We start from the raw sequence: 25,334 nt of genomic DNA on the forward strand, positions 1-25,334 counted from the left end.
TCGAATCATGGTCACCACACTCGCGCCTGAGCGCTTCGACGAGGTCACCGAGGCGCTCAAAGACGTCATGGACCCCGAGCTCGGCGTCAATGTCGTCGACCTCGGCCTCATCTACGACCTCGGCTGGGACGACGAGAACGACGCGCTGGTCATCCACATGACGCTCACGAGCGCCGGCTGCCCCCTCACCGACGTGCTCGAAGAGCAGACCGCCGAAGCACTCGACGGAGTCGTCGAGGCGTTCCGCATCAACTGGGTGTGGATGCCGCCGTGGGGGCCCGAGCGCATCACCGACGATGGCCGCGACATGATGCGGGCGCTCGGCTTCGCCATCTAGTCGAGGCCGCGTCGGCGCAGCAGCGGCTCGATCGTCGGCTCGCGCCCGAGGAACGATCGCACCGACTCACGCGGGTCGCGTGAGCCGCCAGGGGCGAGGATCTCGGCCCTGAAGCGGTCGCCGTTCTCACGGGTCGCACCGCCGCGTTCCTCGAACCACGCCATGATGTCGGCGCCGGCGACCTCGCTCCAGATGTACGAGTAGTAGCCCGCGTCATAGCCACCCGCGAAGATGTGCGCGAAGTACGTGCTCGAGTAACGCGGCGGAACGAGCGGATCGTCGAGGCCGGCCGAGGCGAGGGCGTCGCGCTCGAACTCGGCGACATCGGTCACGGCCGCTGCGGCCTCGGGCGAGAGGCGGTGCCAGGCCTGGTCGAGCACCGCCGCGGCGAGGTACTCGGTCGTCGAGAATCCCTCGTTGAAGGTGCGCGAGGCGAGCAGGCGGTCGACCAGGTGCTGGGGCATCCGTTCGCCGCTCTCATGGTGCACGGCGTAGCCGGCGACGATCTCGGGGCGCAGCATCCACAACTCGTTCACCTGGCTCGGCAGCTCGACGAAGTCACGGAAGACATTCGTTCCCGAGAACGACGGAAAGGCGACCCGGGCGAGCAGTCCGTGCAACGCATGGCCGAACTCGTGGAAGAGGGTGGCGGTCTCGTCGAACGTCAGCAGCGTCGGGTCGCCCCCTGCCGGCTTCGGCACGTTGAGGTTGTTGACGACGACGGGCAGGGTGGCGTCGAGTGCGGACTGCGCGACGAGTGAGCTCATCCACGCACCGCCGCGCTTCGAGTCGCGCGCATACAGGTCGAGCAGGTACAGGCCGACCGGGGTGCCGTCGTGTTCGACGACTTCGAACACCCGCGTGTCGGGGTGGTAGCCGATGAGGTCGGTGCGCTCGGCGAGGTCGATGCCGTAGAGCAGGTTCGCCGCGCGGAACACCCCGTCGACGAGCACCCGGTCGAGCTCGAAGTACGGGCGCATCGCCTGCAGGTCGATCTCGTGGACGCTCGACCGCACCTGCTCGGTGAGGTGCATCCAGTCGGATGCCTCGACTGGGCGTTGCCCGTCACGGGCAGCGCGGGCCTCGAGGGCGACGGCCTCTCGCCGTGCGTTCGCGCGCGCCGCGGGCACGAGTCGGCCGAGCAGGTCGGCGACCGCGTCAGGGGAGCCCGCCGTCGAATCCGCGGTGACGGCGGCCGCGTGACTGTCGACGCCGAGCAGTCGAGCACGTCGCGCTCGCGCCCGCACGAGTTCGAGGAGCGTCTCGCGGGTGTCGTGCGGGCCGCCGCCGGTACCTCGGGCGCGCGAAGCGGCGAGGAGCCGGTCGCGAACACCGGCGTCGTCGAGCGCGGCCAGCAGCGGCTGCGCCGTCGGCAGCACGAGGGGGAGCAGCCACCCCTCGAGCCCTCGTGGCACGGCTGCCGCACGCGCCGCCCCTCGCTGGGCGTCGTCGAGGCCCGAGAGCTCGACGTCGTCGTTGATGTGGAGGGCACGCGCGTTCGTGTCGGCGACGAGCCGGTGCTGGAACTCGGTCGTCAGGGCGGCTATGCGCTCGTTCAGTTCGGCGAGCTCGGTGCGGCCGTCATCGTCGAGCCCGGCACCGGCCAGCATGGCGACGCGGTGGCGGCGTTCGAGCAGGTAGGCGGACTCGGCATCGAGCGCGAGGCCGTCGCCTGCCCTGAGGAGCGCCGTGAAGCGGGCGAAGAGACGCGGATCGAGGCTGATCGCATCGCGGTGGGCGGCGAGGCGCGGGGCGAACTCGGTTTCGAGGGCGTCGATCTCGTCGTCGGCGACGGCCGCGCTCGCGTTCTCGAACACCGGGAGCACACGGCGCAACAGGGCGCCCGATCGTTCGAGGGCGACGATCGTGTTGTCGAACGTCGCCGAGGATGCATCGCCCGCGATCGCGTCGACCTCGCGCCGCTGCTCGGCCATGCCGAGCTCGAGCGCCTCGCGGTAGTGCTCGGGGCGGATGAGCGCGAACAGCGGAAGCCTGAACGGCAGCGGGCTCGGGTCGAGCAGCGGGTTGCGCCGGTCGTCGGTCATTCGCCAACAATACTTCGGGCGCCACACGAGGGCGTGGGAGCCTAGGCTCAGATCATGGACATCGAACGGCCCGAAGTCGCTCCGCGTGACGCGTACACGCATGGCCACCACGAGAGCGTCCTGCGCATCCACTCGTGGCGCACCGTCGACAATTCCGCCGCGTACCTCGCACCCCACCTGCACGAGGGCGCCAAGGTGCTCGACGTCGGCAGCGGGCCGGGCACGATCACGATCGACCTCGCCCGCCGCGTGCGCCCGGGCACCGTCATCGGCATCGACGCCTCGACCGATGTGGTCGACCGCGCAACCGGTCTCGCCCGCAGCGAGGGTGTCGCGAACGTCGACTTCCACGTCGGTGACGCGTATGCGCTCGACTTCGACGATGACGCCTTCGACATCGTCCACGCGCACCAGGTGCTGCAGCACCTCGCCCGGCCGGTCGACGCGTTGCGCGAGTGGCGTCGCGTACTGAAGCCCGGCGGACTCGTCGCCGCCCGTGACGTCGACTACGGCGGCGTGATCTGGAGCCCCGCCTCGGCCGGCCTCAGCCGCTGGCTCGAGCTGTATCACGATGTGCACGAGTGGGACGGTGGAGACGCGCACGCCGGTCGCCACCTCAAGCAATGGGCCCGCGAGGCCGGATTCCACGATCTCGAGGTCAGCGGCAGCACTTGGGTGTTCTCGTCGACGCTCGAACGTGAATGGTGGGGCGGCTCATGGGCCGAGCGGGCCACCGAGTCGACCTTCGCCGCCCACGCGATCGAGTCGGGTCACTCCAACCCGGGCGAGCTTCAGGGCATCGCCGCCGCGTGGCGCGAATGGGCGGCCGACGACGACGGCTGGTTCCTCATGCCGCACGGCGAGATACTCGCCCGGGCCTGAGGTTTCGAGACGGTCGCTGCGCTCCCTGCTCAACCAGCAGTACGGAGGCGGCTACCAGTCCTCGTCGCCGTCGAGCGCGTCGGCGATCACGTCGCGCACGACGGTGCCGTCATCGAGTTCGGCGATCGGGCGGCCCTCGAGCCAGGTGAGCGTCCAGTGCCGACCGCTGCCCTCGTCGCCCGCGCGCGCCTCGGCTGCGGCGATCCGTGGGCGGAGTTCTGCGGGCACCGACGCCGGCGGCTCGGCGCCGAACGCCCACCGGGTTCCGAGTCGCATCAGGCGTCCATCTCGTAGGTGACCCAGTTCGTGCGACGGGCGATCGCGTCGTAGAGCTTCTGCGCCTCGGCGTTGTCGGACGCCGTGATCCAGCGCACGCCGCCCGTGCCGTGTTCGGCGGCGCGGGCGTGCACGTACTCGATGAGCGCCCGTCCGGCTCCGTTGCCACGGTGGTCGGGGTCGACGAACAGGTCGTCGAGGAAGATCGCCCGCGTCGCCAGCAGCGAGTCGGGCACGACGCGGAAGTGGGCGAGGCCGACCGGGTGCCCCTCGTCGTCGAGTGCGAGCACGGCGTCGAGCGGGTCGTGCTCGTCGCGCAGCCAGGTCCACACGGTGAGCGCCTTGGCATCGTCGAGCTCGCACGCGTAGAACCGGCAGTATGCCTCGAAGAGCGGCATCCAGCCGAAGAAGTCGTCGTCGGCGACCGGTCGGATCTCGTACGTCATGGTTCCCCCTCTGTTCTGCCTACTCCGACGGCGCCGCGAGGGCGACATCGCGAACCTCGAACGCTTCGCCCTCGACGAACGAGAGCTCGGCGATGCGGCCGACGGCCCGAAGGTCGGACGCGACCGACCGCAACAGCGCGATCGACGCGGTGGGTGCGACGATCGTCGCGCTGAGCACGGGCGTCTTCTGCGATGCCTTGGCGTCGGTCTTGGCACGACGGATGCCGGTGAGGGCGAGACTCGCGAGCTCGAGCAACTCGCCGCCGGCCTCGCCGCGTGCGGCCAGGTCGTCGCCCGTCGGCCACGAAGCGAGGTGCACCGAGGTGTCGTGCGACCAGCGCCAGGCCTCTTCGGTGGCGAACGCGAGCACCGGCGCGAAGAGTCGCAGGATCACGTCGAGCGCCGTCTTCAGCGCTGCGACGGCCGAAGCCTGCTCGGGGCTGGGCTGGCCGTAGGCTCGCTCTTTCACGAGCTCGAGGTAGTCGTCGCAGAACGTCCAGAAGAAGGTCTCGGAGACTTCGAGCGCGCGGGCGTGGTCGTAGCCGTCGAACGCCCGCGTCGCCCGAGCGACGACCGAAGTGAGCTCGGCGAGCATGCTGCGGTCGACCGGTACGGTGACCGGGGCATCGGCGCGACCGTCGAATGCGAGGATGAACTTCGCCGCGTTGAGCACCTTGATCGCGAGGCGGCGGCCGATCTTCACCTGGGTCGGGTTCTGCGGGTCGAACGCCGCGTCGGTGCCGAGGCGCGACGAGGCCGCCCAGTAGCGGACGGCGTCGGAGCCGTGCTGCTCGAGCAGCCCGGTCGGGGTGACGACGTTGCCCTTCGACTTCGACATCTTCTTGCGGTCGGGGTCGACGATGAAGCCCGAGATGGCGGTGTCGGACCACGGCTTCTCGCCGAGCTCGAGCTCGGCGCGCAGCACCGTCGAGAACAGCCAGGTGCGGATGATGTCTTGCGCCTGCGGGCGCATCGAGTAAGGGAACACGAGGTTCCAGAGCTCGGGGTCGCGCTCCCAGCCGGCGGCGAGCTGCGGGGTGAGCGACGATGTCGCCCACGTGTCCATGATGTCGTGCTCGCCGATGAAGCCCCCGGGCTCGCCGCGCTGCGCCTCGTCGAATCCGGGCGCCGGCGCCGACGACGGGTCGACGGGCAGCAGGTCGCGGGTGGCGACGATGGGCTCGTCGAACCTCGGGTCGCCGGCGTCATCGAGCGGGTACCACACGGGGATCGGTACGCCGAAGAAGCGCTGGCGCGAGATGAGCCAGTCGCCCGAGAGCCCCTCGACCCAGTTCTCGTAGCGCACCCGCATGAAGTCGGGGTGCCAATCGATCTCGCGACCGCGAGCGATCAGCCGCTCACGCAACTGGTCGTCCCGCGCGCCGTTGCGGATGTACCACTGGCGCGTCGAGACGATCTCGAGCGGGCGGTCGCCCTTCTCGTAGAACTTCACGGGGTGCGTGACGGACTTGGGGTCGGCGAGCAGGTCGCCCGAGTCGCGCAGCTGCGACACGACGGCCTGCTTGGCCGAGAAGGCCGTCTTGCCGGCGAGCTCGGCGTACGCGGCTCGGCCGGCCTCGGTGGTGATCGCCTCGGGAGCCTCGGCGATGATTCGGCCGTCGAACCCGACGATCGCGCGGTTCGGCAGATCGAGTTCGCGCCACCACACCACATCGGTGACGTCACCGAAGGTGCAGATCATCGCGATGCCCGTGCCCTTGTCTTTTTGGGCGAGGTGGTGCGCGACGACCGGCACCTCGACACCGAAGACCGGCGTGGTGACGGTGGTGCCGAACAACGGCTGGTATCGCTCGTCGTCGGGGTGCGCGACGAGTGCCACGCACGCCGGGATGAGTTCGGGCCGGCTCGTCTCGATCTCGACGATGCCGCCGTCGGGGCGGTGGAATCCCACGCGATGATAGTGCCCGGCCTGCTCGCGATCCTCGAGCTCGGCCTGTGCGACGGCGGTGCGGAACGTGACGTCCCACAGCGTCGGCGCGAGCGCCTGGTAGGCCTCGCCGCGCTCGACGTTGCGGATGAACGCGAGCTGCGAGGTGAAGAGGGCCTCGTCGGCGATGGTGCGGTAGCTCTGGGTCCAGTCGACCGAGAGGCCGAGCATGCGGAACGTCGCTTCGAAGTGCTGCTCGTCTTCGACCGTGAGCCGTTCGCACAGCTCGATGAAGTTGCGACGACTGATGGGGATCTGGTCGGCCGCCTTGACGCTCTTGCCTTCGGCGCCCTCGAAGGGCGGCGTGAAACCGGCGTCATAGGGCAGGCTCGGGTCGCACCGCACGCCGTAGTAGTTCTGCACGCGGCGCTCGGTGGGCAGGCCGTTGTCGTCCCAGCCCATGGGGTAGAAGACGTGCTTTCCGCGCATGCGCTGGTAGCGCGCCATGAGGTCGGTGTGCGTGAATGAGAACACGTGACCGACGTGCAGCGAACCCGAAGCGGTGGGCGGGGGCGTGTCGATCGAGTAGATCTGCTCACGGCTGGCCGCACTGCGGTCGAACCGGTAGGTGCCTTCGCGCTCCCACGTGCCTCCCCAGACCGATTCGAGGCCTTCGAGTGCCGGCTTGTCGGGAATGCGAGCGGTGTCGGTCATGATGCTCCGGTTCGATATCGGCGGCACCGAGTCAATTGGGAGGTGCCTGAATGTGCGACGATCCAGCCTACCGGAGCGCGGCGCCGTCGCCGTAGCGCACCGTGGTGCGCGCTCGGCCGAGTCTGACGGGCGACCGTTCAGGTGCGCGAGAGGCGCGGCGCGTCGGCGACGAGTCGTGCGGTATACGGATGCTCCGGCTCGGCGAACACGGCATCGGCAGGGCCGGTCTCGACGATACGGCCGGCCTGCATCACGGCGACGCGGTCGGCCATGTGCCGCACGACGCCCAGGTCGTGCGAGATGAACAGCAGCGCGAGTCCGCGATCGCGCTGCACGTCGTCGAGCAGGTCGAGGATCTGCGCCTGGATGGTGACGTCGAGCGCCGAGACGGGCTCGTCGCAGATCAGGATCTCGGGCGAGGCGGCGAGCGCGCGCGCGATCGCGACCCGCTGTCGCTGTCCGCCCGAGAGCGTGAGCGGTCGACGGCGGGCAACGGATGTCTCGAGCCCCACCTGTTCGAGCAGGCCGGCGACGCCGTGGTCGGCGGTGCGCGAGTGGTGGCCGGGCGCCCCGACGCCCATGGCGTCCGCGAGGATGTGCTCGACGTTCCAGCGCGGGTCGAACGAGCTGAGGGCGTCTTGGTAGATCGCGCCGATTCGGCGCCGCATGGGTCGTCGTGCGCGCTCGTCGAGCCGAGACCACGGTGCGCCGTCGAGCGTCACCTCACCGGTGTCGGGCGCCGTGAGCGCCAGGGCGAGGCGGGCGACCGTGGTCTTGCCCGAGCCCGATTCGCCGACGAGGCCCAGGGTCTCGCCGCGGCGCACCTCGAGTGTCACGTCATCGACGGCGGTGAAGCGGCCGCCCGGCACGGCGAAGGTCTTGCTCACGTGGTCGAGCGTGAGCAGCGGGAGCTCGTGCGTCGCATTCGGCACGCGTGCACGGGGCGTCGTCGTCGCGGGCGGCTCGGCAGCGGTCGGCGGCGACGGCTCTGAGCGCGTGAGCCGAACGCCTCGCGCCACATCGCTCGGCACCGCGGCGATGAGCCGACGCGTGTACGGCTCCCGTGGCGAGCCGAGCACCTCGGCCGCGGTCCCCGATTCGACGACCTCGCCGGCGCGCATCACGAGGATCCGATCGGCGAGTCGCCCGACGACCGCGAGATCGTGGCTGATGAGCAGCACGCCGGTGCCGCGCGTGCGGATCTCGGCGATGAGCTCGAGGATGCGTGCCTGCACGGTCGCGTCGAGCGCAGTGGTCGGCTCGTCGGCGATCAGCAGCGGCGGGTCGAGGGCGATCGCCGCCGCGATGAGCGCGCGCTGCCGCAACCCGCCCGAGAGCTCGCCTGATCGCCGTCGTGCGGCGAAGTCGGGATCGGGCATGCCCGCAGCGGCGAGCAGGTCGTGCACCCGCGCGCGGCGCTCGGGACGGGACATCCGTTCGTGTATGCGCAGCGGGTCGTCGATCTCGCGGCCGATCGGGCGAAGCGGATCGAGCGAGACGAGCGCATCTTGCAGGATGAGGCCGACCTCGCGGCCGCGGATGTCTCGCCACACACGTTCGCCCGCACCGCCGAACTCGCGACCGCCGATACGCAGCACGCTCGACTCGGCGCGCGAGCCCCGACCCGCCATGCCGAGCAGCGCTCGCGCCGTCACCGACTTGCCCGATCCCGACTCGCCGACGATCGCGACGCACTCGCCTGGCGTGACGGTTAACGACACGCCGTGCACCACCTCGGTGTCACCGAATGCGACCCGCAGGTCGGCGACCTCGAGGAGCGGTGCGGTCATCGGGGCGGTCATGCGTCGCCCTTTCCGCGACGGGCGAGTGCGCGCCCCAGCACGGTCGTCGAGATCGTCGTGCCCACGATCATGAGGCCGGGGAAGACGGTCATCCACCACGCGACCGAGAGGTACGTGCGACCTGCGGCGAGCATCGCACCCCACTCGGGGGCCGGCGGTTGCGCGCCGAGGCCCAGGTAGCTGAGCGCCGCGGCCCACACGATCGCCTGGCCGACGCCGAGCGTTGCGAGCACGAAGATCGGGATGAGCGCGTTCGGCAGCACGTGTCGCGCGATGATGCGCGGGCGCGAGTGCCCCAGCACGCGGGCGGCTTCGACGTAATGCGATGAGCGGATCGCCACGAACTGCCCTCGGATGATGCGTGCGTATCCCGGCGCAGTCGAGAGCCCGACCGCGATCGTGGCGGTGACCGGGCCGGGTCCGTACACGACGATCACGAGCAGCGCGAGCAACAATCCCGGGAACGCGAAGAGCACCTCGACGAGCCGGTTCACGCCGTAGTCGACGACGCGCCCGCCGAACCCGGCGAGCACGCCGAGCACGAGCCCGAGGGCGAGGCCGATGAACGTCGCCGTCACGCCGATGAGCAATGACGTGCCCGTGCCCTCGACGACGCGGCTGTAGATGTCGCGCCCCGACTCGTCGGTGCCGAACCAGTGCGCGAGCGACGGTGACTCGAACGCCTCGCTCGGAGCGATCTGGTTCGGGTCGTGCGTCTCGAGCAGGCCCGGAAACGCGGTGGCCACGAGTAGGAACACCACGAAGGCGCCCGCGACGAACGTGCCGGCGCGTGGCAGGCGCGGTCGCCGTCCGCGCCGTAGCGCCGGCGCGTGGGCGACCTCGGCGTCGATCGTGGTCTGGCGCAGTTCGAGTTCGCTCATCGTGGGGCCTCTTGGCGAAGGCGCGGGTCGGCGATGCGCGCGGCGAGATCCGTGAGCACGGTCATCACCACGTAGACGAGCGCGATGAGCAGCACCACGCCCGTGACCACGGGGATGTCGCGCAGCGTGACGGCCTGCAGCAGCGTGCGCCCGAGACCCGGGATGGCGAAGATCGTCTCGACGACGACCGCCCCCGAGAGCAGCCAGCCCAGCGCCCATCCCGAGAGGCTGATGCCCGGCAGCGCCGCATGGCGGATCGTGTGGCGAAGGCGTATGCCGAGTGCGCTCTCGCCGCGGGCTCGCGCCGAGATCACGAACGGCTGCGACATCGCGTCGAGCAGGCTCTCGCGCATCACCTGCGCAAGGAACCCGGCGAGCGGGATCGCGAGCGTCACCACCGGGAGAACGAGTCCTGAGGGCGTACCCGTCGCGACGGGCGGCAGCCACCCGAGTCCCGTGCTGAAGATCGCGATGAGCACCGCGGCGAGCCAGAACTGGGGGAGTGCGGCGGCGGTGAGCTCGACGCCCTCGCCGACTGCGGTCGCGACGCGTCCGCGTCCGGTCGACACGAGCGACAGCGCGAGTGCGAGCACCCAGGAGAGCGCGAGCGAGAGCACCGCGAGCAGTAGCGTGCCCCCGATCTGCGCGCCCAGCAGCTCGGCGACGGGAACCTTCAGGGCGTAGGAATCGCCGAGGTCGCCCGTGAGCAGCCGGCCGAGCATCGCGACGTACTGCACGATCAGGGGCTGGTCGAGACCGTAGTCGCGTCGCACCTGGTCGAGCGCCTCCTGTGAGGCCTGCGAGCCCGGGCCTCCGAGGATCGCCTGGGCGGGGTCGCCGGGGATCAGGCGGATCGCGAAGAAGGTGAGCGTCGCCACCGCCCACATCACGAAGACGGCGCCGCCGAGGAGGAGCCCCAGATGTCGCAGCCGGTGGCCGCCGCGACGCCGGGTGCTCAGCCGATGAGCCACGCGTCCAGGAAGCTCGGCGTCGAGACCGTCGGCATGGCGCGCGCACCCTTCACGTCGGCGCTGAGCAGGAAGCTGTTCTGCTGGTCGTACAGCGGCAATAGGTAGTAGCCGCCGAGGATGAGCTGCTGGGCCTGCTCGTAGAGCGCTGCGCGCTCTGCGGGGTCGCTCGTCGATGCGGCCTCGGTGAGCAGCGCGTCGACCTCGGGGTCGTCGAGCTGCGAGAGGTTCGCGAAGTACCCGCTGGGTGCGGGAATGATGCTGTCGGAGTGGTAGAGGATGCGCAGCACGTCGGGGCCGACCTTCGTGTACGGTGCGCTGACGATCTCGTATTCATTGACGGCGAGCGCGCCGTACCAGCTCGACAGGTCGAGCAGTGAGATCACGACGTCGAACCCCGCCTGCTTCGCCGTGGCCTGCACCTGCTCGAACAGGGACTGCTCGGCGGGGATCGACTGGTTCGTGCTCACCGGGAACCGGAGTGTCAGGCGAGCCCCGTCCTTCATGCGGGTGCCGTCGCTGTCGCGCGCGGTCCATCCGGCCTCGTCGAGCAGGGCGTTCGCCGCCTCGAGGTCGGTCTCGAAGAGCGATGCGTCGGAGTACGCGAGCGGCTCCCGCGACGAGAGCGGGGAGTACGAGCGCTGCGCGGTGCCGAAGAAGAGCGATTCGATGCCGTCATTCACCTCGACGGCGCGGATGAACGCCTCACGGACGCGTTCGTCGTCGAACGGCGCCTGGCCCGAGTTCAGCTCGATGCGGTTCGAGGCGCCCGGCCGTGGCGCGTCGAGCCAGGTGAAGGCGTCATCGCCCTGTGCGGCGGCGATCGTGTCGGGCTGGGGGTTGTCGATCACGTCGACCTGCCCGCCCTGCAGTGCGGCGTAGCGTGTCGACGAGTCGGGCACGAAGCGCCACTCGATGCCCTCGAGGTACGCGGGGCCGGTGTTGGCCGCATCGGCGGGAGCCGAGGCGTAGTCGTCGTTGCGCACGAGCGTCACGTGGTCTTGCTTGACCCACTCGTCGACGATGAAGGGGCCTGTGCCGATCGGCGCCTGGCAGTTGGCGTCCATGCCGCGAGCGATGCCGGCGGGAGACTGGATCGCCGTCCACGGCTGGGCGAGCGACTCGAGCAGGGCGCTGTCGGGCGCGCTCAGCACGAACCGGGCGACCGTGTCGCTGACGACCTCGACGGCCTCGACCTTGCCGAGGGCGAGGTAGCCCGTGGAGGACTGGGTCGCAGGGTCTTTCAGGTGCTCGACGTTGACCTTGACGGCTTCGGCGTCGAGGGGGGTGCCGTCGGTGAACTCGATGCCCTCGCGCAGCGTGAACTCCCACGCGAGTCGGTCGTCGGAGGGCTCCCACGACTCGGCGAGCCAGGGAATGATCTCGCCGGTCGCGTCACGCGAGACGAGCGACTCGAGGAACTGCGCCGAGATGAGCGCCTGCGGGTAGTTGCCGCCGACGTGGGGGTCGAGGCAGGTCGGCTCGGCGTCGCCGCTCGCATAGACGAGCGTGCCGCCTTCGACGGGGTCGCCGGATGCCTCGGGCTCGGCCGCCTGGCAGCCGGCGAGCGTGATCGCGGAGACGAGCGCGACGGCACCGGCGATGACGCCTGCCCTGCGCTTCGTCGTGGTGGTGGTCACGGGTGCAGCACGCATCGGGTTCCTTGCGACGAGGGGGAGTGGGAGGGTCATCCGCTCATTCGGAGCCCTGATTCATCCTGTCACCGCGAAGTTGACCGAACAAGCAACTTGTTCTAGATCAGCTAGAAGAATACTATTTGAGAGTGCTCATTCGCATCGATCCGACGGTCGCGACCCCGCTCTACGAGCAGCTCGCCTCCGGCCTTCGTGCGTCGATCATCGACGGGCGGTTGTCGGGCGGTGAACGACTGCCCGCCGCCGGCGAACTCGCGAAATCGCTCGATCTCAACGTGCACACCGTGCTGCGGGCCTACCACCGCCTGCGCGACGAGCGGCTCATCGAGCTGCACCGCGGGCGGGGCGCCGTCGTGGCGGTCCGCATCGGCGGTCACGCCGCCCTCGCCGGTGCGATCCACGATCTCGTCGACGAGGCGAAGTCGCATGACGTGTCAGAGGGGGCGCTCGTGGCGCTCATCCACGAGGCCTTCCAGTGGACGCCGCTGGGGAGCGGCGTTCAACGGCCCATTCCGGAGCGCTGAGCGGCGCCGACCCGATACACTCGTGGGAACGACATCGATCCGGCCATCACCGGGGAGTCTTCGGAAGAACGGCGCACGCCCAGTAGAACCGAACGGGTCTGGCCCGTCACAGCCAATGAACAAGCGGTGCAGCGGTCCCGAGCGAGTCGGCGGGTCGATGCGCAAGCGGGGTGGTACCGCGGCTGAACTCGTCGAGTCGGCCGTCCTCGTGGATCAGGTCAGTCCCTCCAGGAGAGAACGTTGTACCCCAAGGGTCAGGATTCAGAGTCCGCCGGCGGCGCGCCATCGCCGAGCTTCCCCGCCATCGAGCGCGACGTGCTCGCGTTCTGGAAGGCCGACGGCACGTTCCAGGCGTCCATCGACCAGCGCGAGGGCGCCGACGAGTGGGTGTTCAACGACGGACCGCCCTTCGCCAACGGGCTGCCTCACTACGGCCACCTGCTCACGGGCTACGCCAAAGACGTCTTCCCGCGCTTCCAGACCATGCGCGGCCGCCAGGTGCACCGCCGGTTCGGCTGGGACACGCACGGGCTGCCCGCCGAGCTCGAGGCCGAACGCCAGCTCGGCATCACCGACAAGAGCGAGATCGAGCAGATGGGCATCGCGGCCTTCAACGAGGCCGCCCGTGGCGCGGTGCTGCGTTACACGAAGGAGTGGCAGGAGTACGTCACCCGCCAAGCGCGATGGGTCGACTTCGAGAACGACTACAAGACGCTCGACGTCACATTCATGGAGTCGGTGATCTGGGCGTTCAAGACCCTGCACGACAAGGGGCTCGCCTACGAGGGCTATCGGGTGCTGCCATATTGCTGGCGCGACCAGACGCCGCTGTCGAACCACGAGCTGCGCATGGACGACGACGTCTACAAGGACGTGCAAGACCAGACGGTGACGGTCACCTTCCCGCTCACCGGGCCGAAGGCCGAGACACTCGGCCTCACCGCGGTGCGCGCCCTCGCGTGGACGACGACTCCGTGGACGCTGCCGACGAACTTCGCGCTCGCCGTCGGCCCCGACATCGAGTACGCGGTCGTGCCCGCCGGGCCGAACGGCACCCCCGACGCCACCGTGCTTCGCGAGAAGGCCGGCAATGGGGCATCCGATACCGAGGTCTTGGGCGGCGAGTACCTGCTCGCTGCCGACCTGGTCGGCAACTACGCGAAGGAGCTCGGCTACGACTCGGCCGACGACGCCCGCGCCGCGGTCTCGCGAACCGTGCGCGGAGCCGACCTCGAGGGCGTCACCTACGACCGGCTCTTCGACTACTACGCCGACGTCGAGGCCTACGGGCTGCAGAACGCATGGCGCATCCTCGTCGCCGACTACGTCACGACCGAAGACGGCACCGGCATCGTGCACGAGGCTCCCGCATACGGCGAGGAGGACCAGAAGATCGGCGAGGCCGCCGGCATCCCGGTCGTCATCTCGCTCGACGAGGGCGGAAAGTTCCTGCCCGCCGTGACCGATGTCGCCGGAATGCTCTGGAGTGACGCGAACAGGCCGATCATCCGGCTGCTGAAAGCCGAAGGGCGGCTGCTTCGCGAGGCGAGCTACGTGCACTCGTACCCGCACTGCTGGCGGTGCCGCAATCCGCTCATCTACAAGGCGGTGTCGAGCTGGTTCGTGCGCGTCTCCGAGTTCCGCGACCGCATGGGCGAACTCAACCAAGAGGTCACGTGGGTGCCTGACAACGTCAAGGACGGGCAGTTCGGCAAGTGGGTCGCCGGGGCGCGCGACTGGTCGATCAGCCGCAACCGCTACTGGGGCTCGCCGATCCCCGTGTGGAAGAGCGACGACCCCACGTACCCGCGCGTCGACGTCTACGGTTCGCTCGCCGAACTCGAGCGCGACTTCGGCACGCTGCCGCGCAACCCCGACGGCGAGCCCGACCTGCACCGGCCCTACATCGACGACCTCACGAGGCCCAATCCCGACGATCCGACCGGCCGCTCGACGATGCGGCGTATCCCCGACGTCTTCGACGTGTGGTTCGACTCGGGTTCGATGCCGTTCGCGCAGGTGCACTACCCGTTCGAGAACCAGCAGTGGTTCGACACCCTCCAGCCCGCCGACTTCATCGTCGAGTACATCGGACAGACGCGCGGCTGGTTCTACGTCATGCACGTGCTGTCGACCGCGCTGTTCGACCGGGTCGCGTTCACGAACGTCGTCAGCCACGGCATCGTGCTCGGCAGCGACGGGCAGAAGATGTCGAAGTCGCTGCGCAACTACCCCGATGTGAACTCTGTCTTCGACCGCGACGGCTCCGACGCCATGCGCTGGTTCCTGATGTCGAGCTCGGTGCTTCGCGGCGGCAATCTCGTCGTCACCGAAGAGGCCATCCGCGAGGGCGTGCGCCAGTTCATGCTGCCGCTCTGGAGCACCTGGTACTTCTTCTCTCTCTATGCGAACACCGCGCGGCGGTCGACCGGCCCGGCGACTTCGGGTTACGAGGCGCAGCGGCGCACCGACTCGACCGACGTGCTCGATCGCTACCTGCTCGCGAAACTGCGCGATCTCGTCACCCGGGTCACCGAAGACCTCGAACACTTCGACACGACGCTCGCCGCGCAGAAGTTGCGAGACTTCGGCGATGTGCTCACCAATTGGTACGTCCGCCGCTCGCGCGACCGGTTCTGGGTGGGCGTCGATGCCGACGGCAACGGCCGCGAGGCGTTCGACACGCTGTTCACCGTGCTCGAGACGCTCACGCGCCTCGCGGCGCCGCTGCTGCCACTCATCTCGGAGCAGGTGTGGCGGGGACTCACCGGAGGCCGCAGCGTGCACCTGGCCGACTGGCCGGTCGCCGATGAGTTCCCCGCCGATGACGCGCTCGTCGCGGCGATGGACGCGGTTCGAGAGATCAGCGGATCGGCTCTCGCCCTGCGCAAGCAGGCGGGTCGCCGGGTGCGGCTGCCGCTTTCGAAGCTCACGATCGTGACGACGGATGTCGCGGGCCTCACTGCGTTCGAGGCAATCCTGCGCGACGAGCTCAACGTGAAGTCGGTCGACCTGGTGGCACTCGACGGATCGAGCGCAGAGGCCTACGGCGTCACCAAGCGGCTGAGCGTCAACGCGCGTGCTGCCGGACCGCGCCTCGGCAAGTCGGTGCAGCAGGCGATCCAGGCCGCGCGGGCGGGTGACTGGTCACTCGACGGCGACACCGTCGTGGCGGGCGGCATCTCGCTCGAGCCGGCCGAATACGACCTCGTGCTCGAGGCCGGCGGCTCCGAAGACGGCCAGAGCGCACTCGCGCTGCTCGGCGATGGCGGCTTCGTGATCCTCGACACCGCCACGACCCCCGAGCTCGAGGCCGAAGGTCGGGCGCGCGACATCGTGCGTGCCGTTCAAGACGCGCGCAAGGCCGCGGGCCTCGAGGTCGGCGACCGCATCAGGCTCACGTTGTCGCTCGACGTCGAGAGCCGGGCGTCGGCCGAGGCGCACCGCGAGCTGATCGCCGGCGAGACGCTCGCGACGGCGCTCGAGATCGTCGAGCTCGTCGAGGTGGGCGCCGGCTCGGCGTCGGCCGCCGAAACCCTCGCCGGCGGAACGGCGCTGACCATCGGATTGGAGAAGGCGTGAACGACGAGACCGACCACGACGCACGAGATGCCGCCGACGCGGTCTTCGCCGCACTGCTGGCACGTGTGGGCGAGGGCTCGCCCCGCCCGCGCCTCGCACCCACCCGCAGAGCCGTCGAACTGCTCGGCGACCCGCACCGCGCGGCGCCCGTGATCCACATCACCGGCACGAACGGCAAGACCTCCACGAGCCGCATGATCGAGAGCCTGCTGCGCGCGTCGGGCCTGCGCACCGGTCTGCTCACGAGTCCGCACCTCGAACGCTTCACCGAGCGCATCCGCATCGACGGCGAACCCATCGCCGACGAGGCCGTCGCCCGCAACTGGGAGGAGATCCTCCCCTTCATCGCGATCGTCGACGCCGAGCTCGAGCAGGCCGGCGAGGCACCGCTGACGTTCTTCGAAGTGCTCACCGCCCTCGCCTTCGCGTGCTTCGCCGACGCGCCCGTCGATGTCGTGGTGCTCGAGGTCGGCATGGGCGGCGAGTGGGACTCGACGAACGTGGCCGATGGCCAGGTGGCGGTGTTCACCCCGATCGCACTCGACCACGAGGGCCGGCTCGGCTCGACCGTCGAGGCGATCGCGCGCACGAAGTCGGGCATCATCAAACCAGCGGCCTCGGTCGTGACGGCGATCCAGCCCGACGAGGCCCTCGCGGTCCTCGAGCACGCGGCCGACCTCACCGAGTCGACGCTCGCCGTCGAGGGCGACGCGTTCGACGTCGTCGAATCGAAGGTCGCGGTGGGTGGCCAGCTCGTCACGATCCGGGGACTGGCGGGCGAGTACGTCGATGTGCAACTGCCGATCTTCGGGCGGCACCAGGCAGAGAACGCCGCCGTCGCCGTCGCCGCGGTCGAGGCGTTCATCGGAGGCGGCTCGGTCCGCCTCGCGGACGCGGTTGTACAGCAGGGCCTCGGTGCCGCGACGTCGCCCGGGCGGCTGCAGGTCGTCGGCGCAGAACCGACGATCGTGGTCGACGCGGCTCATAACCCACACGGCGCCGCCGCGCTCATCGCCGGGCTCGACGAGTACTTCGACTTCGACGAGGTGGCGTTCGTCTTCGGCGTGCTCGCCGACAAAGACGTGGCCGGCATCGTCGACACGCTGGCCCGCCGATCGGGTCCGTTCGTCGTGACGGCGCCCGAGAGCGACCGCGCGGTGCCCGCAGAGCAGCTCGGCGCCTTCGTCGCCGACCGCATCGGCGCCGCCCGCGTGCGTGTCGCTCCGCGAGTCGATGACGCGCTCGACGAGGCTCGTGCCTGGGCGGCCGAGGCGCCGAAGCGCGCGGTGGTCGTGGCGGGTTCGATCGCACTCGTCGGCGAGGCGATGCTCATCGCGGCCGACCGCGAGTGGGGTCGCTGATGGCCGAATCGGTGCAGCCCGAACCGGCACCCGAGACCCCCGACGACGCGACCGCTCGACCCGCGCACCCGGCGCGTCCGGCGCGGTCGCTCCGGCAGAGTCTCGCTTCGGTGATCCTCGCAGGTGAGGCACTGATCGTGTTCCTCGCCGCCCTCGTCATCTGGGGACTCGCCCAGGGCGAGCCGTCAGGAGCGCTGCCGTCGTGGGTCGCCCTCGTGGCCGGCGGCGTCATCATCGTGGCCTTGGTCGCGACGATCGGACTGTTGCGTCACCGCTGGGCGTTCGCGCTCGGCTGGGTGCTGCAGCTGCTGATCCTCGCGTCGGGCCTGCTCAACCCGGCGATGTTCGTCGTCGGGGTGATCTTCGGTGGCATGTGGTGGTTCGCCATGGTCGTCGGGGGCCGCATCGACCGACAGCACGCGGCGGCCGCCGCGGCAAGGAAGGAACAGCAATGACCACTGCGATCGAAGAGACCCTCGTGCTCGTGAAGCCCGACGGGGTCGCCCGCAATCTCAGCGGTGAGATCCTGCGGCGCATCGAGGCGAAGGGCTACTCGCTCGTCGACATCCGCCTGGTGCAGGCCGACCGCGAGTTGCTCGCGAAGCACTACGCCGAGCACGAGGGCAAGCCCTTCTACGAGCCCCTCATCGAGTTCATGCAGTCGGGGCCGACGGTCGCGATTCGAGTCGCAGGCAATCGCGTCATCGAGGGTTTCCGCGTGCTCGCGGGCACGACCGACCCGACGACGGCGGCGCCCGGCACGATCCGCGGCGACTTCGGTCGCGACTGGGGTCTCAGGGTGCAGCAGAACCTCGTGCACGGCTCCGACTCGGCAGAGTCGGCCGAACGCGAGTTGGGCCTCTGGTTCAGCTGAGATCTCGCGGGTCGGGCAGGGCGGTCACAGGTTCTGCAGGTCGATGAGCACCCGCGCAATCGCGTTCATCTGCGCCTGCGCGAGCAGCACGACCACCGCGTAGCTCACGACGGTGATCAGCGGCACCCATCCGAACCAGGCTCCGGCGAGCCGCCGGATGCGTGCTGGCACGGGAATATTGCCTTCACGCAGGTTGTAGAGGGTCACCGCCCAGAACGTGGGGATCGTGACCGCCCACGTGAGCATGCACCACGGGCACAGCACGTCGAGCACGTAGATGCTCTGTGCGATGAGCCAGCCCACGAACACGAGCGCACCGACGACGCCGAGATTGAACCCCGCCCAGAACCAGCGCGGAAACCGCACACCTCCGAGCAGCGCGACGCCGATCGTGATCACGACCGGCCAGGCCATCAGCCCGATGAACGGATTCGGGAACCCGAACACCGATCCCTGCGCCGACTCGAGGTTCACGCCGCAGCCGACGAGCACGCCGACATCGCACGACGGCACGTGGGCGGGATCGCTGAGCACGAGCACCTTCTCGAGCGAGAGTTCGAACGCGGCGAGCAGCCCCAGAGCCCCGGCCACGACCAGGAACACGGCGAACGCGACGGGCCGGGAACGTCGGGTCGAGTCGGGCATGATCGGTATTCTGGCATGCCGATTCCACGCCCTCGTGTGAGAGCATGCGATAATCGAGGGAGTCGACCGGGCCGCGCCCGGAACGACGCCGACGAAGGCTTCAAGGATGCACCGCATCCGCAGTGGGCGGGAACGAACCCGCAAGACGTGGCGACACAGGCAACCTGCCGGTCGCAGTGGTGAAGGATTGGCGGGGCTGCGCATGGCGCAGCACCGCTCGAGAAGAGTACGGAACGACGGCGCGGCCGTCGCAACCGGCGTAGGAGTGCACCAGAGATGGTGGAAGGCAACGAGAAGAACACGAACGAACCCGACTCGCGCGGCAGCGCCCCCAAGCGACGCGGTGGCCTCTTCGGGTCACGTCGAGGGCGTGGCAAGGCGGTCGAGACGCCGCCGGTCGAGCCCCAGTCCCAGCCGGTGACCGAGTCGGATGCCCCGGCTCGTGACACGGCGGTGAACGAACCGGTCACGGCTGAGCCCGTCGTCGCCACCGACCAGGCGGCCCCCGCCGACGCGCAGGCGCCGGCCGAGGCATCCGCCGACCAGTCGACCGCGACCGACGACGCCACCGACGCGCCACCCGTCTCGCCGATCCCGAACACCCTGACCACCACGTCGCTGATCTTCCACGCGCCGCCGGTGCTCGTTCCGTCGGAGCGCGACGATCGCGGCGACCGCGCAGAGCGCGCAGACCGGGGCGAGAGTGCCGACGAGACGTCGAGCGTGCGTCGCCGCACCCGTCGACGCAGCGGCGAAGAGGGCCGCGCCACCGGTGACGAGCCCGCCAACAACGTCGTCAAGGTGCGCAAGCCGCGTGAGCCCGAGCTCATCACCGAGCCGCAGAAGGTCAAGGGGTCCACGCGCCTCGAAGCCAAGAAGCAGCGCCGCCGCGACGGCCGCGATGCCGGCCGCCGGCGAGCGGTCATCACCGAGGCCGAGTTCCTGGCGCGCCGCGAGTCGGTCGACCGCTCGATGGTCGTGCGCGAGAAGGGCGGGCGCATCCAGATCGGCGTGCTCGAGGACGGCGTGCTCGTCGAGCACTACGTCGCCCGCAACCAAGACGCATCCCTCATCGGGAATGTGTACCTCGGCCGTGTGCAGAACGTCCTCCCGTCGATGGAGGCCGCCTTCGTCGACATCGGCCGCGGTCGCAACGCGGTGCTCTATTCGGGCGAAGTCGACTGGGACGCCGCCGCCGAGAGCGGAGAGAAGAACCAGCCCCGTCGTATCGAGCTGGCGCTGAAGCCCGGCGACCGGGTGCTCGTGCAGGTCACGAAAGACCCGGTGGGTCACAAGGGTGCCCGCCTCACCAGCCAGGTCTCGCTGCCCGGCCGCTACCTCGTGTACGTGCCGAACGGCTCGATGAACGGCATCAGCCGCAAGCTTCCCGACACCGAGCGCGCGCGCCTGAAGAAGATCCTCAAAGAGGTGCTCCCCGAGAACCAGGGCGTGATCGTGCGCACCGCGGCCGAGGGCGCAACCGAAGAGCAGCTGACGCTCGACGTCAACCGCCTGATCGCGCAGTGGGCCGACGTGCAGTCGACACTCGAGAAGGTGCAGGCGCCGGCGCTGCTGCACTCCGAGCCCGATCTGCTCATCAAGATCGTGCGCGACGTCTTCAACGAGGACTTCCAGAAGATGGTCATCGAGGGCGACGCAGCCCGCCAGACCATCGAGAAGTACCTGCGCGCCGTCGCACCCGACCTGCTCGAGCGGGTCGAGGCCTACGAGGGCGAACGCGACTCGTTCGACGAGTTCCGCATCAGCGAGCAGATCGAGAAGGCGCTCGACCGCAAGGTGTGGCTGCCCTCGGGCGGCTCGCTCGTCATCGACCGCACCGAGGCGATGACCGTGGTCGACGTGAACACCGGCAAGTTCGTCGGTTCGGGCGGAAACCTCGAAGAGACGGTCACGAAGAACAATCTCGAGGCGGCCGAAGAGATCGTGCGCCAGCTGCGACTGCGCGACATCGGCGGCATCGTCGTCGTCGACTTCATCGACATGGTGCTCGAATCCAACCGCGACCTCGTGCTGCGGCGACTCGTCGAGTGCCTCTCACGCGACCGCACCAAGCACCAGGTCGCCGAGGTCACCTCGCTCGGCCTCGTGCAGATGACCCGCAAGAAGCTCGGTCTGGGTCTGCTCGAGTCGTTCAGCGAGCCCTGCGAGGTCTGCGCGGGCCGCGGCATCATCGTGCACCACGAGCCCATACTCAAGCACCGCGCTCCGCAGCAGCCCGAACGCGGTCGTGGCCGTGGTCGGGGTGGCCAGCAGCAGTCGCAACCGGCAGCATCGCCCGCGCCGCACACCGGAACGCACGCGATCACCGAGGACGTCAAGCACGCCCTCGCCCAGATCGCGGCGTCGACGATTCCGCACGGCGAACCGAAGCCCGAATCGGCCGATGCCCCAGCCGCGGCTTCGGCCGAGCCGGCCGCGTCGCCGGCAGCCGAGCAGAAGCCGGCCGAGTCGACCGGTGGCCGGCGACGTGGCCGTCACCGCCGTGTGACGCAGGAGCAGGGGGCAGGCGAGGCCGCTTCGAAGCAAGCCGAAACTCCGGCATCGCCCAGTGCAGAGGTGCCGGAAGGCGGCTCGGGCGTGGCCGAACGCAACGCGAGCGAGCCGGTCGCCGCTGAGCCGGCGGTCGCCGAGGTGCCCATCATCGAGCTTCCCGCGCCCGCCGTCGACCGCAAGCGGCCGGCACGAGTGCCCGAGGCCGAGGTGCTGCTCGACTCCGTGCTCGAGGCGCTGCCGGCCCCGAAGAAGGCGGGCGAGGGTCGTGCGCGCAGCCGTCGGGTATCGACCGGCGCGCTGAGCGGCGGCAGTGCCGTCCCCGTCATCACCCGACGCGACGGCGATGCCGCCGGCGGGTCATCCGACTCCTCAGAGTGACGCGTCGCGCCCGCGGTGGGCGCGGCGCTCACGAGGGGACACCCGCAGGCCACTGCGACCCAGCCGCGTGATCAGCTCGCGCGGCGAGACCGCCTCGGCGCCCCCTGCGACGAGTTCGTCGTAGCGTTCCACCGGAACGTCGTAGTGGTCGAGGTCGAACGCGCGCGGCGGCACCTCCATGCGGCGCGCGAACGCATGCAGCTCGTCGATCGACGCGTCGCTCACGAGGTGCGACCACACGGTGCCGTGTTTCGGCCACAGTGGCGTGTCGATGAGCACCGTCATGTCGCGATACTACGCGGGGGAGTCGCGACTCGCCGTGCCGACGCGCGTTTGCACGGCCCCGGGTCATCCGGTAAACTCGACCGTTGGTGCCGCCGCTTATCCCGGTGTGCCCGCCTGCAGACGTTTCTGCAACACAGTTTTCTGGCAGTGACGACCCTCCATCCCGCTGGGGTCCCGCGCAGTGACACCCCATCAGACAGACGGAACCATCAGGTTCCCCAGAGATAGGTACGAGTAGTGGTTTACGCAGTAGTGCGCGCCGGCGGTCGGCAGGAGAAGGTCGAAGTCGGCACCATCGTGACGATGGACCGCATCAAGGCTGACAAAGACGGCAACGTCCAGCTCACCCCGGTGCTCCTCGTCGACGGTGAGAAGATCACCTCCGACGCCAAGTCGCTTGCCAAGGTCACCGTGACCGCCGAGGTCCTGAACGACCTCCGCGGCCCCAAGATCGTGATCCAGAAGTTCAAGAACAAGACCGGTTACAAGAAGCGCCAGGGCCACCGCCAAGAGCTCACGCGCGTCAAGATCACCGGCATCAAGTAGCCCGCGGCCCCGCAAGGAGAATCAGACATGGCACACAAAAAGGGAGCGAGCTCCACTCGCAACGGTCGTGACTCGAACGCCCAGCGCCTCGGCGTGAAGCGCTTCGGCGGCCAGGTCGTCAGCGCCGGCGAGATCCTCGTCCGCCAGCGCGGCACGCACTTCCACCCGGGTGCGGGCGTCGGTCGCGGTGGCGACGACACGCTCTTCGCACTCGAGGCCGGCTCGGTGCAGTTCGGCAACAAGGGCGGCCGCAAGGTCGTCAACATCGTGGCGGCCGGCGAATAGTCGACCGACGGTCTTCGTGAGGGCGGGCTTCGGCTCGCCCTCACGTGTTTTCATGAGAAAGAGGGGTGCGGAATGGTCAGCTTCGTCGACGAGGTGACGCTGTTCCTGCGCGCCGGTCACGGCGGCAACGGATGCGTCTCGGTGCGCCGTGAGAAGTTCAAGCCGCTCGGCGGCCCCGATGGCGGCAACGGCGGCAACGGCGGCGACATCGTGCTCGTCGCCGACCCGCAGGTCACGACGCTGCTCGGGTATCACGGTCGCCCGCACCGTTCGAGCGACAACGGGCAACCCGGTATGGGCGACAACCGCTCGGGCGCCACGGCCGAGACCCTCGAACTGCCCGTGCCGATCGGCACCGTCGTGAAAGACGACGAGGGCAACGAGCTCGCCGACCTCACCGAGCCTGGCATGCGATTCGTCGCCGCCGCGGGCGGCCTCGGCGGCCTCGGCAACGCTGCGCTCGCGACAACGAAGCGCAAGGCTCCGGGCTTCGCCCTGCTCGGCACCCTCGGCGACGAGACCGAGGTCACGCTCGAGCTGAAGACCATCGCCGATGTGGCGCTCGTCGGGTATCCGTCGGCGGGCAAGTCGAGCCTCATCGCCGCGCTCTCGGCCGCTCGGCCGAAGATCGCCGACTATCCGTTCACGACGCTGCACCCGAACCTCGGCGTCGTGCAGGCCGGCGACCACCGGTTCACCGTCGCCGACGTGCCCGGCCTCATCGAGGGCGCGAGCGAGGGCAAGGGACTCGGACTCGAGTTCCTTCGGCACGTAGAGCGGTGCTCGGCGCTGCTGCACGTCGTCGATTGCGCAACGCTCGAACCGGGTCGCGACCCTGTGAGCGACCTCGACGTCATCCTGGCCGAACTCGCCGCCTATCCCGTGCCCGCCGGGCAGGTGCCGTTGCTCGAGCGGCCGCAGCTCATCGCGCTCAACAAGATCGACGTGCCCGAGGCGCGCGAGCTCGCCGACTTCGTGCGCGGCGAGTTCGAGGCGCGTGGCTATCGCGTGTTCGAGATCTCGACCGTGAGCCACGAGGGCCTTCGCCAGCTCGGATTCGCGCTCGGTGAACTCGTCGACAAAGCGCGAGCGGATGCCGCTGCAGAGCCCGCGCCCGAACGCATCGTCATTCGCCCGAGGTTCGTCAAGGACCCCGGGTTCACGGTGCGTGCCGAGGGCGGCAGTTACGGCACCCTCTACCGCGTGCTCGGCAAGAAGCCCGAGCGCTGGGTGCAGCAGACCGACTTCACGAACGACGAGGCGGTGGGCTTCCTCGCCGACCGGCTCGCGAAGCTCGGCGTCGAAGACGAGCTCGTGCGCGCAGGCGCGGTCGCCGGATCGACGGTCGTCATCGGCAAGGGCTCGGGTGTCGTGTTCGACTGGGAGCCCACACTCACGTCTACGGCAGAGCTCATCACCGCGCCGCGCGGCACCGACGTGCGCCTCGACGAGAACCGGCGGGCCACTCGCGCCGAGCGCAAGAGCGAGTACCACGAACGCATGGACGCCAAGGCCGAGGCACGGGCCGAGCTGCAGCGCGAGCGCGAAGCGGGCATCTGGTCGTCCGACGATGCCGACACCGACGCCGAGGATGTGACCGGCAGGGGCGAGCAGTGACGCCGCGCAGCCGAGCCGACATCCCCACGGCGACCCGTATCGTCGTCAAGGTCGGGTCGTCATCGATCTCGGGCGAGAACGCGGGCCAGATCGCACCGCTCGTCGACGCCCTCGCCGCCGCCCACGGCCGCGGTGCCGAGGTCGTGCTCGTGTCTTCAGGCGCGATCGCGACGGGCATGCCCTACCTTCGGCTCGACTCGCGGCCCACCGATCTCGCGACCCAGCAGGCCGCGGCATCGGTCGGCCAGAACCTGCTCGTATTCCGCTACCAGGATTCACTCGACCGCTACGACATCGTCGCGGGCCAGGTGCTGCTGACCGCGGGTGATCTCGAACACGAGACGCCTCGCCTGAACGCCCAGCGGGCGATGGACCGGCTGCTCGCCCTTCGGATCCTGCCGATCGTGAACGAGAACGACACGGTCGCCACGCATGAGATCCGGTTCGGCGACAACGACCGGCTCGCGGCACTCGTCGCCGCGCTCATCGGCGCCGACCTGCTGGTGCTGCTCTCGGACGTCGACGCGCTGTATACGCGCCCGCCGCACCTCGAGGGGGCCCAGCGCATCGCCGAGGTGCGGTACGGCGACGCACTGGCCGGCGTCGAGATCGGCTCGGTCGGCCGTGCCGGCGTCGGCACCGGGGGAGCCGAGACCAAGGTCTCGGCGGCACGCGTCGCCGCCGAGTCCGGAACCGCCGTGCTCATCACGGCGACGACACTCGTCGACGATGCCCTCGCCGGCCGCGACGTCGGCACCTGGTTCGAGCCGGCTCGCTGATCCATCGTCACACGGCGCCGGCACCTCGTGCCGCGCCGTAGGCTTGATTC

The 25,334-nt window shown here is 69.6% G+C and carries 22 protein-coding genes; 12 read left to right on the forward strand and 10 right to left on the reverse strand.

Translation table 11 applies throughout. The features are described 5' to 3' along the window. The first annotated feature begins 7 nt into the window (after nt 1–7). Nucleotides 8–337 (forward strand): metal-sulfur cluster assembly factor, encoded by a 330-nt coding sequence (locus ABD164_RS14575; protein WP_232497223.1) that lies wholly within the window; start codon nt 8–10, stop codon nt 335–337. Here ABD164_RS14575 and ABD164_RS14580 read toward each other — a convergent pair. Continuing rightward, nucleotides 334–2,382, reverse strand: coding sequence for a M3 family metallopeptidase (locus ABD164_RS14580; RefSeq protein ID WP_344297017.1), 2,049 nt, complete (start codon nt 2,380–2,382; stop codon nt 334–336). The two genes, ABD164_RS14575 and ABD164_RS14580, sit on opposite strands and share 4 nt — an antisense overlap. A gap of 54 nt (nt 2,383–2,436) precedes the next feature. On the opposite strand from ABD164_RS14580, the gene ABD164_RS14585 reads away from it, so the two are divergent. After that, nucleotides 2,437–3,264 (forward strand): methyltransferase domain-containing protein, encoded by an 828-nt coding sequence (locus ABD164_RS14585; RefSeq protein WP_344297018.1) that lies wholly within the window; start codon nt 2,437–2,439, stop codon nt 3,262–3,264. A 51-nt stretch (nt 3,265–3,315) separates the two neighbouring features. On the opposite strand, the gene ABD164_RS14590 is transcribed toward ABD164_RS14585, so the two are convergent. The 7 genes from ABD164_RS14590 to ABD164_RS14620 all read right to left on the reverse strand — a co-directional run bounded on the left by ABD164_RS14590 (nt 3,316) and on the right by ABD164_RS14620 (nt 11,894). Beyond that, a complete protein-coding gene (locus ABD164_RS14590; RefSeq protein ID WP_344297019.1) occupies nt 3,316–3,540 on the reverse strand; it encodes a hypothetical protein in 225 nt (74 codons plus the stop codon). Further along, nucleotides 3,540–3,986 carry a GNAT family N-acetyltransferase gene (locus ABD164_RS14595; RefSeq protein ID WP_344297020.1) on the reverse strand — a complete coding sequence of 149 codons (447 nt, stop codon included), beginning with the start codon at nt 3,984–3,986 and terminating at the stop codon, nt 3,540–3,542. Before ABD164_RS14595 ends, ABD164_RS14590 begins: the two co-directional genes overlap by 1 nt. A 19-nt stretch (nt 3,987–4,005) precedes the next feature. Continuing rightward, nucleotides 4,006–6,588, reverse strand: coding sequence for a valine--tRNA ligase (gene valS, locus ABD164_RS14600; protein ID WP_344297021.1), 2,583 nt, complete (start codon nt 6,586–6,588; stop codon nt 4,006–4,008). Between the two features lie 137 nt (nt 6,589–6,725). Then, nucleotides 6,726–8,390 carry a dipeptide ABC transporter ATP-binding protein gene (locus tag ABD164_RS14605; protein ID WP_344297022.1) on the reverse strand — a complete coding sequence of 555 codons (1,665 nt, stop codon included), beginning with the start codon at nt 8,388–8,390 and terminating at the stop codon, nt 6,726–6,728. After that, on the reverse strand, nt 8,387–9,271 hold the full coding sequence (locus ABD164_RS14610; RefSeq protein WP_344297023.1) for an ABC transporter permease: 885 nt from the start codon (nt 9,269–9,271) through the stop codon (nt 8,387–8,389). The genes ABD164_RS14605 and ABD164_RS14610 overlap by 4 nt, the downstream gene beginning before the upstream one ends. Then, nucleotides 9,268–10,158, reverse strand: a complete 891-nt coding sequence (locus ABD164_RS14615; protein ID WP_344297115.1) for an ABC transporter permease — start codon at nt 10,156–10,158, stop codon at nt 9,268–9,270. Before ABD164_RS14615 ends, ABD164_RS14610 begins: the two co-directional genes overlap by 4 nt. 68 nt (nt 10,159–10,226) lie before the next feature. After that, on the reverse strand, nt 10,227–11,894 hold the full coding sequence (locus ABD164_RS14620) for an ABC transporter substrate-binding protein (protein WP_344297116.1): 1,668 nt from the start codon (nt 11,892–11,894) through the stop codon (nt 10,227–10,229). Nucleotides 11,895–12,022: 128 nt separating this feature from the next. Between ABD164_RS14620 and ABD164_RS14625 the strand changes: the two genes are divergently transcribed. The 5 genes from ABD164_RS14625 to ndk all read left to right on the forward strand — a co-directional run bounded on the left by ABD164_RS14625 (nt 12,023) and on the right by ndk (nt 18,235). Next, entirely contained in the window at nt 12,023–12,418 is a 396-nt protein-coding gene (locus ABD164_RS14625) for a GntR family transcriptional regulator (RefSeq protein ID WP_344297024.1), read from the forward strand. A gap of 240 nt (nt 12,419–12,658) precedes the next feature. After that, nucleotides 12,659–16,000 (forward strand): isoleucine--tRNA ligase, encoded by a 3,342-nt coding sequence (gene ileS, locus ABD164_RS14630; RefSeq protein ID WP_344297025.1) that lies wholly within the window; start codon nt 12,659–12,661, stop codon nt 15,998–16,000. Then, nucleotides 15,997–17,361, forward strand: coding sequence for a bifunctional folylpolyglutamate synthase/dihydrofolate synthase (locus tag ABD164_RS14635; RefSeq protein WP_344297026.1), 1,365 nt, complete (start codon nt 15,997–15,999; stop codon nt 17,359–17,361). Before ileS ends, ABD164_RS14635 begins: the two co-directional genes overlap by 4 nt. After that, the gene (locus ABD164_RS14640; protein WP_344297027.1) at nt 17,361–17,816 is read left to right on the forward strand and encodes a DUF4233 domain-containing protein; all 456 of its coding nucleotides are present in this window, start codon (nt 17,361–17,363) and stop codon (nt 17,814–17,816) included. The genes ABD164_RS14635 and ABD164_RS14640 overlap by 1 nt, the downstream gene beginning before the upstream one ends. After that, nucleotides 17,813–18,235, forward strand: coding sequence for a nucleoside-diphosphate kinase (ndk, locus tag ABD164_RS14645; RefSeq protein ID WP_344297028.1), 423 nt, complete (start codon nt 17,813–17,815; stop codon nt 18,233–18,235). Before ABD164_RS14640 ends, ndk begins: the two co-directional genes overlap by 4 nt. Before the next feature lie 24 nt (nt 18,236–18,259). Here ndk and ABD164_RS14650 read toward each other — a convergent pair whose 3' ends face one another. Further along, a complete protein-coding gene (locus ABD164_RS14650; protein ID WP_344297029.1) occupies nt 18,260–18,880 on the reverse strand; it encodes a vitamin K epoxide reductase family protein in 621 nt (206 codons plus the stop codon). 276 nt (nt 18,881–19,156) lie between these two features. Between ABD164_RS14650 and ABD164_RS14655 the strand changes: the two genes are divergently transcribed. Then, nucleotides 19,157–21,772 (forward strand): Rne/Rng family ribonuclease, encoded by a 2,616-nt coding sequence (locus ABD164_RS14655; protein ID WP_344297030.1) that lies wholly within the window; start codon nt 19,157–19,159, stop codon nt 21,770–21,772. Here ABD164_RS14655 and ABD164_RS14660 read toward each other — a convergent pair. Beyond that, nucleotides 21,764–22,057, reverse strand: coding sequence for a DUF4031 domain-containing protein (locus ABD164_RS14660; RefSeq protein ID WP_344297031.1), 294 nt, complete (start codon nt 22,055–22,057; stop codon nt 21,764–21,766). The two genes, ABD164_RS14655 and ABD164_RS14660, sit on opposite strands and share 9 nt — an antisense overlap. Before the next feature lie 237 nt (nt 22,058–22,294). On the opposite strand from ABD164_RS14660, the gene rplU reads away from it, so the two are divergent. From rplU to proB, 4 genes are all read left to right on the forward strand, one after another. Further along, nucleotides 22,295–22,603: a 50S ribosomal protein L21 gene (gene rplU, locus ABD164_RS14665; RefSeq protein ID WP_344297032.1), complete on the forward strand. Its 309-nt coding sequence runs from the start codon at nt 22,295–22,297 to the stop codon at nt 22,601–22,603. A gap of 27 nt (nt 22,604–22,630) precedes the next feature. Then, a complete protein-coding gene (gene rpmA, locus ABD164_RS14670) occupies nt 22,631–22,888 on the forward strand; it encodes a 50S ribosomal protein L27 (protein ID WP_344297033.1) in 258 nt (85 codons plus the stop codon). 72 nt (nt 22,889–22,960) lie between these two features. Next, nucleotides 22,961–24,505, forward strand: coding sequence for a GTPase ObgE (gene obgE, locus ABD164_RS14675; RefSeq protein ID WP_344297034.1), 1,545 nt, complete (start codon nt 22,961–22,963; stop codon nt 24,503–24,505). Continuing rightward, the gene (proB, locus tag ABD164_RS14680) at nt 24,502–25,284 is read left to right on the forward strand and encodes a glutamate 5-kinase (protein ID WP_344297035.1); all 783 of its coding nucleotides are present in this window, start codon (nt 24,502–24,504) and stop codon (nt 25,282–25,284) included. Before obgE ends, proB begins: the two co-directional genes overlap by 4 nt. Nucleotides 25,285–25,334: the final 50 nt, after the last annotated feature.

Source organism: Agromyces neolithicus (genome assembly GCF_039529735.1).
GTDB classification, from domain to species: Bacteria; Actinomycetota; Actinomycetes; order Actinomycetales; family Microbacteriaceae; genus Agromyces; species Agromyces neolithicus.